Origin of the sequence: Virgibacillus sediminis (assembly GCF_042643265.1) — a bacterium.
GTDB classification, from domain to species: domain Bacteria; phylum Bacillota; class Bacilli; order Bacillales; family Amphibacillaceae; genus Virgibacillus_O; species Virgibacillus_O sediminis.
Map to the genome: position 1 here is coordinate 187751 of NZ_JBHRRZ010000003.1, position 12895 is coordinate 200645.

Annotated in this window: 12 protein-coding genes; 1 reads left to right on the forward strand and 11 read right to left on the reverse strand. The window is 46.7% G+C overall.

Annotated features, from left to right (window positions below; translation table 11 throughout):
- Positions 1-92: 92 nt before the first annotated feature.
- The 3 genes from ACFODW_RS02830 to ftsW form a co-directional block, all read right to left on the reverse strand.
- Positions 93-953, reverse strand: a complete 861-nt coding sequence (locus tag ACFODW_RS02830; protein ID WP_390302649.1) for a MurR/RpiR family transcriptional regulator — start codon at positions 951-953, stop codon at positions 93-95.
- A 7-nt stretch (positions 954-960) separates the two neighbouring features.
- A complete protein-coding gene (locus tag ACFODW_RS02835) occupies positions 961-1938 on the reverse strand; it encodes an N-acetylglucosamine kinase (RefSeq protein WP_390302653.1) in 978 nt (325 codons plus the stop codon).
- Positions 1939-2273: 335 nt separating this feature from the next.
- A complete protein-coding gene (gene ftsW / locus ACFODW_RS02840; protein ID WP_390302656.1) occupies positions 2274-3398 on the reverse strand; it encodes a putative lipid II flippase FtsW in 1125 nt (374 codons plus the stop codon).
- A 489-nt stretch (positions 3399-3887) separates the two neighbouring features.
- Between ftsW and ACFODW_RS02845 the strand changes: the two genes are divergently transcribed.
- Positions 3888-5942, forward strand: coding sequence for a thioredoxin domain-containing protein (locus ACFODW_RS02845; protein WP_390302659.1), 2055 nt, complete (start codon positions 3888-3890; stop codon positions 5940-5942).
- Between the two features lie 38 nt (positions 5943-5980).
- Here ACFODW_RS02845 and ACFODW_RS02850 read toward each other — a convergent pair whose 3' ends face one another.
- From ACFODW_RS02850 to ACFODW_RS02885, 8 genes are read right to left on the reverse strand one after another with little or no spacing between them, the layout of a single operon-like run.
- Positions 5981-6898 (reverse strand): type II secretion system F family protein, encoded by a 918-nt coding sequence (locus ACFODW_RS02850; protein WP_390302662.1) that lies wholly within the window; start codon positions 6896-6898, stop codon positions 5981-5983.
- Between the two features lie 3 nt (positions 6899-6901).
- Entirely contained in the window at positions 6902-7828 is a 927-nt protein-coding gene (locus ACFODW_RS02855; RefSeq protein WP_390302665.1) for a type II secretion system F family protein, read from the reverse strand.
- Positions 7829-7834: 6 nt separating this feature from the next.
- On the reverse strand, positions 7835-9241 hold the full coding sequence (locus ACFODW_RS02860; RefSeq protein WP_390302668.1) for a CpaF family protein: 1407 nt from the start codon (positions 9239-9241) through the stop codon (positions 7835-7837).
- Positions 9225-10055, reverse strand: a complete 831-nt coding sequence (locus ACFODW_RS02865; protein ID WP_390302671.1) for an AAA family ATPase — start codon at positions 10053-10055, stop codon at positions 9225-9227. Before ACFODW_RS02865 ends, ACFODW_RS02860 begins: the two co-directional genes overlap by 17 nt.
- Before the next feature lie 17 nt (positions 10056-10072).
- Complete coding sequence (gene cpaB / locus ACFODW_RS02870; RefSeq protein ID WP_390302674.1) at positions 10073-11029, reverse strand: Flp pilus assembly protein CpaB; 957 nt, start codon at positions 11027-11029, stop codon at positions 10073-10075.
- Between the two features lie 9 nt (positions 11030-11038).
- Positions 11039-11950, reverse strand: coding sequence for a pilus assembly protein TadG-related protein (locus tag ACFODW_RS02875; RefSeq protein WP_390302677.1), 912 nt, complete (start codon positions 11948-11950; stop codon positions 11039-11041).
- 9 nt (positions 11951-11959) lie between these two features.
- On the reverse strand, positions 11960-12337 hold the full coding sequence (locus ACFODW_RS02880; protein WP_390302680.1) for a TadE/TadG family type IV pilus assembly protein: 378 nt from the start codon (positions 12335-12337) through the stop codon (positions 11960-11962).
- Positions 12334-12840, reverse strand: a complete 507-nt coding sequence (locus tag ACFODW_RS02885) for an A24 family peptidase (RefSeq protein ID WP_390302683.1) — start codon at positions 12838-12840, stop codon at positions 12334-12336. Before ACFODW_RS02885 ends, ACFODW_RS02880 begins: the two co-directional genes overlap by 4 nt.
- Positions 12841-12895 lie beyond the last annotated feature (55 nt).

The following is a 12895-nucleotide window of genomic DNA, read 5'->3' on the forward strand; positions in this document are numbered from 1 at the left end:
AATTATAGGCAGGGTAAATTTTTTTGTCAATATAATTTTGATTTTAGGGTAATATTATTTCAAAAAGAAGCCAGCAGGACCATTTCTTCATGTCACTGCTTGTCATGAAGAAATGCAATGGCCTCCCGTGTCACATCCAGGTGGTCAATCGTTTGCTGGTAGTCTGATGAAGATAAACACATTAATAACAAGTCAATCATATGCAGTTGAGCGATTCTGGAAGATGTAGCACCCGTACGGAATGTTGCCTCCTTTGCAGCTGAGGTGTAAAGCAAAATATCTGAATAGGCTGCCATCTGGGATTTTCCATATTTGGTGATGCCAATGGTCACGACTTCTTTACATCTCGCTAACTCCATCAGTTTGACGGCTTCAGGGGTATTTCCGGAAAAGGATATGCCAATGACGACATCTTCCGGCCCTTTATTGGCAATCGACGTGGCTGCCATATGGACATCGGAAAAGGAATGGACATTTCTATCAATCCGCATGAACTTCTGCTTTGCATCCATGGCAGCGATATAGGAGGCGCCAAACCCAAAGAAGGTAACCGACTTTGCCTTGGACAGGACTTCTACCGCCCGCTCCAATTGCTCCACACTGACCATATCCGCAGTTTCATTCAACGTCTGAACCGTATTAGCTGTCACCTTGCTGATAATGTCCCGGACGTTTTCATTTGGCTCAATATCTCTGTATTCTTCTATTGGTTCTTCACGCAAATCCCCAGCGACCCGGATCTTCAATTCCTGAAAACCTTTAAGCCCCAATGATTTGCAGAGGCGGATGACTGCAGCACTGCTTGTTCGGCTTCTCTCTCCCAAGGTAAGTGCAGTAAGATGGATGGATTCCTCCGGGTTTTCCAATATATATAAAGCAATTTTCTTTTCTGAGGGCGGAAGACTGGGCAGCATTTCTTTTAAAATCACTAGACCGCCTTTAGTAGTTGACATAATCTGTTCACCTGCTTTCATGAAATGAGTGGATTAATTGCTGGATTACTTTCTCTTTATGGCCAATCTGTTTCAACTTGTATGCCGCGATCAGTGATCCCCCGACAGGAGGCAAATCGGGATTTCTCCATTCAATCTCCTGCCTGTCCTCCAATAGCCTGTTCAGTCTGGGAGGCATCACCGTCTGATCAGTAAAGATCCCACCTGCCAGTACCACCGGCACCTGATCGCCATCAGGGAACAGGCGTTCCATCAAGATCCGGATATTCTGAGCAATCTCTAATGCCGCCTGGTCAAGGATACCTTCTGCGACAGGATCTCCCTGTTTATATGCCTCAAAGACAATTTTCGCAGCAGACGCTATTTCCTCCTTTGGGTGTTCTGCTCCGTATATCTTCGCAAGCAGCATTTGGGGCTCTGCCGCATGAAAATGATCGTACAGCATGGAAAGGAGCATTGTTTCCGGTCCCCTGCCGTCGTAAGACTTCAAGGCAGCCGCTATTCCTTGTTTCCCTATATCAAAACCGCTTCCTTCATCTCCCAGCAAATAGCCCCAGCCGCTGACACGGCCAGTCTGTCCGGAGCTGTTCAGCCCATAAGCAATCGAACCTGTCCCGGCAATCTGCACGATCCCCGGACTGCCGAATGTCCCTGAATATAAAGCATTCAAAATATCGGGCTGTACCTGGACAACCGTACTCTTAGGAAGTATTTGTTCGATCAATTCTTCTATAAACTTCTCGGCTTTTTCATTTGCTGTGCCGGCCACCCCGGCAAAGACATGTGAAACTTCACCTAAACCATTGGGGAGATGCTTCTCCAATTCAGCAAAAAGCATTCTCAATTCCCGTTTTACTGCCTGTCCATCTGTACCATTCGGGTTCGTGGGCCCTGCGATGGCATGTGCAATAATTCTCCCATTGTCATCAGCAGCCACTGCCAGTGTCTTTGTGCCTCCCCCGTCGATTCCAAGTACCAAACTCATCCAATTCACCCTCTGTCTCATGCCTTATCACTATTTAGATTATATAAAATTCTCCATTCCCACAAGTATAATTGAAATTTAATTTTAATGTAAGTACTGCCAATGTGCAAGCTCCGATTGACAGCACAGTGAACCTGGGCGTGGCCATTCTGCTATAACGGAATAATGCTTCATGTCCACCTCTTCCCTATCTTCATAAAATCCCCCATCTCTATACGGCAGCTCTCCGCCATTCCAAGTGTAGGTGCCGACCACGACCGCATCGTATGCCAGGGCTTCTTTTTCCTCTATATGAAAAAACAGGAACCACTGAGCGGTCCCTGTTTATTTATAAATTAGTTATGAGCTTGTTGTTGATGAAACTGATTGGATTGGATGGATATGTTCATCAGAATACCAAGACTGATTAAAGTGATAACCATAGAGGTTCCTCCATAGCTGATCAGAGGCAGGGTAATACCTGTAATAGGCAGCATCCCGGAGATAGCACCCATGTCCAAGATCGCCTGGAAGGTTATTTGCACCACGAGGCCGAATGCGAGCAGCCGGCCAAAGTGGCTGGGGGCATGTTTGAAAATACGAAACCCTTTAAGCAGAAAAATCAAATACATCCCCATTACGAGAACCAGGCCCAACACTCCTAATTCCTCTAACACGATCGACATAATGAAATCGGTATGTGCTTCCGGCAAATACCCCAGCTTCTGAATACTGTTTCCAAGCCCCTCCCCGGAAAACCCAGAAGTCCCGATGGCGAGGTATGAATTCACCAATTGAAAACCATTTCCCTGTGGGTCTGCGAAAGGGTCCATAAAGGAAGTGATTCTTTCCAGCCGGTATTCTGCTGAAAATCCCAAATAGGCAATCCCGCTGCCTGCAACAAGCCCCAGCCCCCCCAAATGAGTAATTTTGGCACCCGAGACAAGCAGAATGGCGCCACAGGCAATTGTAATAGAGATACCTGTGCCAAGGTCCGGCTGAGCTAAAATCAGAAAGAAAACAGCGCCCAGCATAATCAATGGAGGCAGTAAACCGTTTTTGAAATCCTCGATATACTCTCGTTTTTTACTATATGCTCTGGCAAAATAGAGAATCATGACCACCTTTGCTATTTCCGACGGTTGGAAAACCAATGGACCGATTCCCAGCCACCTTGTGGAATAATTCCTCTCCAATCCCACCCCTGGAACAAGCACCAATACTAGAAGAAATATCGTCAAGCCCACGAAGAAGGCAATATACCTGCCGTACATCTGATAGGGTATGAAACTGACCACCGTAAAAAGTAAAAGGCCCAGTACCGCCCAGATCATCTGCCTGGAGAAAAAATGGGATGCATTGCCATACTCCAAGGCAGCAAAAACAAAACTCGCACTATAAACCATCATTAGCCCAAAAGCCACCATCAAGAGAATCAGCATCAATAGCCCTGTATCCACATTTCTCATCATCCTGCGCACGATATCCACCTTCTTCACTATTAATAAACATACCTTATCATATATAGGGAAGGGGGAGGTAGATGATTTTTCCCAAGAACACAGAAAAAAACTATTCAGACAATAAGTACTTCCGATTAGTTATCCTTATTATATAAACAGGCACATCACACTGCTAGATTCATTATTCATTCTTCAGGTATTGGCCGCAGAAACCACCTTTGCCATGGCTAATATACAGAACCGACCATAGGCGACTGCCATGCCTAATTTCTAGAGGAATTGCAGATACCCGGTTAAACTCTACGGTGGATCGAAAAGTGTATGATGGGCTGGATATCCGGTTTACTAATGACTGCTCCAGGCAATATTTTTTTAAAGGCTTCTTTATTTTTATATCCTCAACCTAAAGTATGAAGAAGAGAGAATAAGGAAACCTAACCAGAGACGAATCGGCAATAATTCGGCTACCCTGAAATTGTGCGTAATCAATAGAAAGAAGGTGCTACAATGGCAACATCTAATCGTCTGATCCATGAGAAATCCCCTTATCTTCTTCAGCACGCCGACAACCCTGTTGACTGGTATCCCTGGGGGGAAGAAGCATTTGAAAAGGCTAAAAAGGAAAACAAACCAATCTTCCTTTCCATTGGCTATTCAACGTGTCACTGGTGTCACGTCATGGCTCATGAATCATTTGAGGATGAGGAAGTTGCATCCGTTTTAAATGAAAAATATGTCTCCATTAAAGTAGACCGCGAGGAACGGCCGGATGTTGATTCAGTGTATATGAAGGTCTGTCAGATGATGACCGGGCATGGCGGCTGGCCGCTGACGATCTTCATGACTCCTGACCAGGTGCCATTCTATGCAGGCACCTATTTCCCTAAAGAAAGTAAATACGGCCGGCCGGGAATCATGGATGCATTGAAACAGCTCCATGAAAAATACTCGAAGGACCCGGACCATATTGAAGAAGTGACAGACAGTGTCAAAGATGCTCTGAACCGGACGGCCATGGAGAAGAGCGATAAGCGTTTGACCAAAGAAACCATCGATAAGGCTTACCAACAGCTGGTCAAAAGCTCTGACTTTGCTTATGGAGGATTCGGAAGCGAACCAAAATTCCCAATGCCTCAAAACCTTCTCTTCCTGTTGAGGCATTACCACTTTACCGGTGAAACAGCAGCGCTTAAACTTGTAGAAAGCACGTTACAGTCCATGGCCCGTGGCGGCATCTACGACCATGTGGGATTCGGGTTTTCCAGGTACTCCACCGACGAAAAATGGCTGGTGCCCCATTTTGAAAAAATGCTCTATGACAATGCCTTGCTGCTCGCTGCATATACCGAGTGCTGGCAGGTTACCGCAACCCCTTTCTATAAGAGGATTGCTGAAGAGATTATCACCTTCATCCAGCGGGAGATGACCGGTGAAGAAGGTGCCTTTTATTCAGCCATCGATGCAGATTCAGAAGGTATAGAAGGAAAATACTATGTATGGGGTTTTGAAGAAATCTACGAAGTACTGGATGAGGATCTTGCCAGCCTGTATGCCGAAACCTATAATATTCGTCCCCAAGGGAATTTTGAAGGGAAAAATATTCCCAATTTAATTGGAAGAGACCTTGGTGAACAGGCAACAGCCAGCGGACTGTCCTTGGATGAACTGGAGGATCAGTTGGAAAAAGCAAGGCAGAAACTTCTGAATGCAAGAGAAAAACGCATCTATCCCCATGTCGACGACAAAGTGCTCAGCGGATGGAATGGCATGATGATAGCCTCACTTGCCAAGGCGGGGAAAGCCTTCGGAAACCAGCAATATATCCAAATGGCCAAGAAAGCCCTTCAATTTGTCGAGGATAAATTATTTGAAGGCCAGCGCTTGATGGCCCGCTATCGTGATGGGGAAACCAAGTACAAGGCATATATTGATGACTATGCTTTCCTGCTGTGGGGATATATCGAGATGTATGAAGCAACCTTTTCTGCAGATTATCTAAATAAAGCAGGAAAGTTGGCTGCTCAGATGATCGAATTATTCTGGGATAAAAAGAGCGGCGGCTTCTACTTCAGCGGCAGGGATGGCGAACAGCTGATTGCCGAAGACAAGGAAATCTATGACGGGGCGATTCCATCCGGAAACAGTGTGGCTGCAGTAATGCTGACAAGACTCGGACATTTGACAGGGGAAACGGATTTTCTTGATAAGGCTGATGAAATGTATTCCACCTTTTATGAGGATATCAATCGGATGCCATCTGCAAGTCCATATTTCCTTCAGAGCCTTCAGCTTACCGAACACCCGGTCAAGGAAGTCGTCATCCTTGGAAAAGAAGCGGAAGCAGACAAAGCTGAACTGGTGGAACGGCTGCAAGAACGCTTCCTCCCCCATGTTCAACTGCTGGTTGCTGAGGATGCGGGCCAGCTGGCAAAAGCTGCACCGTTTACCGCAGATTATAAAGCTATCGACGGGCAGACGACCGTGTATGTATGCGAGAACTTTGCTTGCCACCAGCCGACCATCGACCTGGAACAAGCACTTGAGCAGATTTTGCAGCTATAAAAAGAAGAGGTCCCCCTACAATCGGGGAACCTCTTCTTTTAAAATGCATCCATAAATTGGAGGATGGCAGGTCCTAACAAGATAATGAACAAGGTCGGGAAAATGAACATAACCAGCGGGAACATCATTTTGATCGGAGCCTTCATAGCAGCTTCCTCCGCCCTCTGGCGGCGCCTTTCGCGGATATCCTCTGTTTGAATCCGCAGTACGGATACCATCCCGATGCCGAGCTTCTCCGCCTGGATGATGTTGAAAATCAGAGATCGGAAGTCGTCGGATGCCAGACGGCCATTGATGGCACTCAGTGCTTCCTTCCTCGTGCTTCCAAGGCGCATTTCCTCCAAAGAGATCTTGAATTCCTTGACGACTTCCCCTTTTTTCTTGGAGACAACCTGGCTTAACGCGGCATCAAAACCAAGCCCAGCTTCCAAACTGATCGTCAACAGATCCAAGATATCCGGCAATTCCCTGCCCGCCTTTTCACTTCTTTTTTTGATGGCCTTTTTGAGATACATTTTCGGAGTCACCATTCCGATTACAAACCCGATGATCACAGCAAGCAATACACCGAAGAATCCAAGGCCGGCAAGCCATCCGATCAACAATGCAAACAGCGGAAGACCCAGCAACAGCCCCAATTGAACCATCTTGAATTCCACCGGACTTAAGCCAAATGGCTGTCCGGCCTGCATCAGCAATGTTTCAATTTTTGCGGCCTCCTCTTTCCCCAACCTCTTATTATATTTCTGTTTGAAGGAACCCATAGCAGGCCCGATAACCCGCTCAAAAAAGGATCTGTCATCCTCTTCAATTCCTCCATTTTCTGTTGCTGCAGGCCGGAAAAAATAAGCATGTATCCGTTTCTGGACATGTGCCCTCTTTTCCTCGCGCATGCCGAAAAGTGCATAGAATAACAGGCTGATAAAGATGAAAAAGCTGCTGTATAAAACCGCCATTTACTACACCTCAATTGTTGTTATTTTACGGATCAGGACAAAACCGATAATGCCGCCAATCAGTCCGGCACCGAGCATGAACATGCCGATTGGATTCGTGAATAACGTCGTGATATATTCCGGATTGATTAGAAAGATGACAAATCCGAGACCGACCGGCAGCAGACTTATAATCATTCCGGACAATCTGCCCTGTGCGGTCAATGTTTTGATCTGGTTTTGAATCTTGCCTCTCTCCCGGATGGTTTCCACAATCTTATTCAGAAGATAGGCCAGATTGCCTCCGACCTGGCGTTGGATGATGACTGCTTCTACCATCAGACTCAGATCTTCACTAGGCATCCGGTCCTTCCATTCCAGTAAGGCTTCTTCCATGGTGGCTCCATAACGCATTTTCTTGAGTACCAGTTCGACTTCCTCTTTCAACGGAGAGTATGACTCCTCCGCCACCATTGCCAGCGACTGTGGGAGGCTGAAGCCGGCTCGGAGGGATCCTACCATGGAAGTGATCATGCCGGGCAATACTTGGTTGAACTGTTCCACCCTGATTCTCTGCTTTCGCTTGAGCCAGAACTTCGGAATCATATACCCTATCGCCCCACCCAATACAGAAAAGAGAACATTGCCCGTTATTAGATGAAGAAGCCCTGCCAGGAAAATCGCTGCAATCCATTGGAAAGCAATGAATTCCTCCGGCTTGACCGGAATCCCGGCCACACTCAATTCCTGCTCCAGGTTATTCTTCTTCTTGCTTTTCTTTTTATTTTTGGTCAGCAACAAGGTAAGTCTGCGGTTCGCTTCCTTCAGGCCGTCCCTTAAAGAAAACTTATTTTTATCGCCATCCTGCTCTTTGTTCTTTACCGAAACAGCGATAGCAAGAAACAGAAGAAAGATGGTCAGAAATAACGAAGAGAACAGGATGAGTTTCATGGGTTTCTACACTTCCTTTTCAGAGAATATCGATGCGGGCAGATGGATGCCCTGGTTGACCATCCGCTCATAAAATTTCGGCCGGATTCCTGTTGGTACGAGTTTGCCGATAATCTTTCCGTCTTCATCGACACCAGACTGTTTAAAGGTAAAGATGTCCTGAAGTACAATGACATCTCCTTCCAGCCCCTGCACTTCCGTAATATTCGTGATCCTCCTGGTACCATCCTTCAGCCTCGACTGCTGGATGATAACATCAAGCGCACCGGCAATCTGATCTCGGATCGCTTTAATTGGCAATTCCATTCCTGCCATCAATACCATGGTTTCCAGTCTGGCAACCATATCTCTCGGACTGTTGGAGTGGCCGGTTGCAAGCGAGCCGTCATGGCCTGTATTCATGGCCTGCAGCATGTCCAATGCTTCCCCGCTTCGAACCTCACCAATCACGATGCGGTCAGGACGCATACGAAGTGAGTTCTTCACCAGATCTCGGATCGTCACGGCTCCGGTTCCCTCAATATTGGCAGGCCTTGTTTCCAGTGATACTACATGATCCTGGCCAAGCTGCAGCTCTGCGGCATCCTCGATGGTGACAATCCGGTCTTTATTGGAGATGAACGAGGAAAGCACGTTCAAGGTGGTCGTTTTACCGGAACCGGTTCCACCACTGACGAAGATGTTTAGCTTCGCTTCTACACAGGCCTTGATAAAAGCAGCCATTTCCTCGGTCAAGGTACCAAAGCGGACCAAGTCATGGATCGTAAATGGATCCTTGGAAAACTTACGGATCGTGATGGTCGGACCGCCTAGTGCAAGGGGTGGGATGATGGCATTTACCCTGGAGCCATCCTGAAGACGGGCATCCACCATCGGGCTGCTTTCGTCAATCCGCCTTCCAAGCGGTGCGACAATCTTTTCCAATACGGCCATCACATGGTCATTGTCTCGGAACTTGATGTTCGTAAGCTCCAATTTACCATTCCGTTCGGCGTATACCTGCTTCGGCCCGTTTACCATTACCTCGGAGACTGTTTCATCCAGCAATAGCGGGTTGATCGGGCCATAGCCTGTCAGGTCATTCTTGATTTCCTCTTTAAGGTTCTGCCAATCCTTGACAGAGCTAAGCCCCTCATTTTCGTTAAGTATTTCCGAAATGATGGAGTCGAGGTCATGGACAATTTCATCGATTTCTTCATCCTTGCGTTCCTTGAGGATGTATTTGAAAATGAGATTTTTCAATTCGATGTAATCATTGGAAGGTTCCGGTATGGAAGCCGGTACTGGAGTTTCTTCCATAGGAGGAAGTACTAAAGCTTCTGTGATCTCCGGCTTTGGCTGTGTGTCCTGTACTGCCTTTTCCTGTCTGGGAGATTCCTGACTTTTCGACTGCAATCTAGCTAATAGGCTCATTCTTCATTCTCCTCCGTTTTATCCCTTTTAAAGAAATCCTGCCAAGAATACCCTGATGCTTTCCCTTGTCTTCCTGTTGCTCCATATCAGAACAGATAATTTCGGCAAGCTTGGAAATTTCTGTCGAGAAGGCGAGCTTCGGACTGTTTACGACGAGAGGCTGCCCCTGGTCAAAAGAGTGGTCCATTTGTTTATCATCCCGCGGGAGATAACTATGTGTCTCTATATTCAATAGTTCCGAAATATCCTCCGCCCTGATGACAGTTGGAGTGGTGAATTTATTGATGACCAGCAATGCCTTCTCTTTCAAGCCAAGCAGCTCCATTGTCTCCAGAAAGAGTTTGGTATTTTTTAGTACCGCCATTCCTGGTGTGCCGATGACCAGGATTTGGTCCGCTGCTTCCATCAGACTTAGATTCAGCTCGGTCAGCCCAGCCTGTGTATCAATAAGGGTGATGTCAGCATCATGACTGATTTTTTCTACTGCTGCACCAAGGAAATCTGGGGAAATGAGTTCAGCATGCTCTGGGCGCTTAGGGGCCGGCAGCAGCTTTACACCTGATGGGTGATTCATCAAATAGGCTTGGATATTGTCTATATCCTTCCGTTCCGCAGCCTCTTTCATGGTATCACCAGGCTCGAGGTCAAAGGCCAAAGCTGCATCCCCAAAGGAAAGATCTGCGTCAATTACAGTAACTTTATTTTTCCCTAATGCCAATTGTGCCGCCAAGTTGACGGTGACCGCTGTTTTGCCGACACCGCCTGAAGCACTGACTACCACGATTCTCTTGCCTTGCTTCTGCTCTTCTCCCACCTAAGTTCCCTCCTTGCTTATTCGTTCGAATTCTTAATGATCCTGCTGCTGATCCAACCTGCTTCTTGTTCAGCCGTTTCCACCTGCAGCCAGATTCTTCCTTCCTCATCTGTTTCCTGCCCATCCAGCAGCGGCAGTGTTGTTTCTTCCTCCACTACCTTAATTGGAGTGCCTTCCAAGCCAGGTGTATCACGGATAACTGACTTCGGAGGGATGGTAACGACCTCTGCTGTTAGGACAGTATCATTTTCTTCCGTTTGGTCAGTGCCACTCTCATCCGCTTCTACCACTTCTTCTGTTTCTTCGTTCGTTTCCTCTTCTTCTAAATCCGACTTACTATATAGAGCCAGTTGAAGTTCACCGCGATAATTGGCATTGATCAAATCAACCGTTTGTTCTTGATCAAGTTCCAATGTAACTGCCATATACTCCGTTTCTGTACCATCCGCTTTAGCTTCGGTCATTCTCCCGCCTACTGCCAATACCCGAACCTTCTCCTGGATAACTTCCGATTCAGCTGTTTCCGAGGTAAGTACCACATCTACATAATCCTCAGGCTGAATCAAATTGGAAACACCCGTTACATAGGTGACATCAATCGATACCCCTCGGGAACCCTCTTTTATTTTTCGGGACACCATTTCCTTTTCCTCTGTCTTATCCTGGATCCGGTGGTTCATCAGAATTTCACCCTGCTTGATATCGGTCACCGTATACTGTTCCAATACGGCTCCGGTCTCCTGAACCATTTCAGGATGAGCCTGGTCGGTAGGTATTTCTTTTGCAGCAAGAAGCTCTTCTGTAATCTGCTGATCTTTCGGAATGTCGGCGGCGGCCGTAATGACGTTTACCATCTCCACCTCTGGCTCTGATGCGCTGGTATCCATTCCGGTCCGGCTCATCAGGGAGAAAAACAGGATGGTCGTAATAAGGCCCGACAGAACAGCCATCAATAATATTTTTTTCGGTTTCATTTGCATCCCCTATTCTTCTAGTTTGATCATATATGCACCGCGGTCGTAAGGTGTCTTTTCCCCGGCCATCCCCGGTCCAGCATACTCCATAAACGTTCCTCGTATAGAATCATCATTATTACCCATTCTTTCTTCCAGATAAAAATAAGCAAAACCTGTTATCCTCACACTACCTTGTGAAACACCATCCGTATTATAGACCAATACGAGCATAATCCTATTTGAATCACGGGGGATATAATCTACTGTATCGTTAGGACTAGTATCGATGCGATGATTAACCCCCCTCATTGTCGGGCCTGCAATATTCCCTGTTTGGGTATTAACGACATCCCCTACTTGCAGAGCTTCGTCAAAACCAGATTTTAGAGTTTCCTCATAATTCTTTGCGCCAGGCCCTTGGAGGGCGAGGATGCCAAAGTGTCCATTTTGTGAATCACCTGCATCCACCTTTAGCTCGTAGATATCCCCATAGACTAATTCAACTTGTTCGTGAATACCTAGCGGGACAGCTCCTCTAGCTTCTCCAACAGGATCCAGTCCTGCTTTTGCCTCCACATTAATCGGGAGGGATTCGATTCCAAACAATGTCGCAAAAAATAATGGTACATCCTTTTTCAACGCTACCCGTATACCTGACTCTTTACTGGATTCAAGCGCCGACAGACTCGCCTGTTCATTATGGGAAGCAAGAATGTCATCCACCACCGTCTCTACAGCAGTTCTGTCATTCACTATTTCCTGGGCCCCTGATAATGCTGCCGCATTTGCTGTCTTTTGCAGGTGACTTTTAGAAACATAAAGGTTGCCCCCGTCAATGACGATTCCCACCATCATCAGCAGACCTGCCATCGCAACAGCTACGAGGACAATGACACTTCCATCTTCGGTTTTGCGGATTTTTTTATATAAATTTCTCATCTATCCACCTCATTCTACCCGGATGGTTGAATCTGAGCTCAAAGTAAATGGAATCGATGCCTTTCCTAGTACGTCCATGAAGGATTCCGGATACTCAAGCGTTACCGTTACATAATCCCCAGCCTTCCTTGCTGTTTCACCAGGACTGACCGTCACCAACAGCTGGCTGGGATCCTCAGCATTAAAGCGTTCTTGGGCATAGGTCCGTATCTCGGCATCCGAACGCCCTAGCCCGCCCATTCGGACAGTTTCCTGGGAAACCATCTCCAGTTCCAAGTGGGTATAATAGATTCTTCCAAAGTCAAAGATTCCAACCAACAGCAAGAGTAAAATCGGCAGAACGAGCGCAAATTCAACCATCGACTGGCCATCCTGCTTCCGAATCATATCAATGTCCACCCTTGGAAAATCAATCCCATAACAGCACCGCCGGCAATGGCTACTCCGTATGGATAGGTGGCGGTGAGTGACCCTCTGGCGATTCCACCTTTAAGCACGACACCTTGTCTCAAACTCGCCATATAGTAGGTCATCGACTTGAGGATTCCTTTACGGAAAAGGATGATGCCCAGGGCGATGATTGCACCAATAATTGCTATATAGAAGAAAGATTGGAAGACAAATGCTCCGCCCTTCATCGCACCGATCAGGCCGAGCAGCTTCACATCACCAGCTCCCATTCCTCCCATAAAATATGGAATCAGCAACAGGCCGAATCCAATCAAAAAACCAAGGAAAGAATGGCTCAGACCGTCCCAGCCGAAAGTGGCAAAATGATAGATGAAGGTCACCATTAGTGAAGGATAAATCACTTTATTATAGATTTTTCGGCTTCTCACATCCGTGATGACACAAATTAGTAGAATTAAAATAAGGAAAATATCAATCATCCGGTCCATCCTTTCATTCGTTTGTTGATTTTGATATGGAAAGGACCCTGGAGTA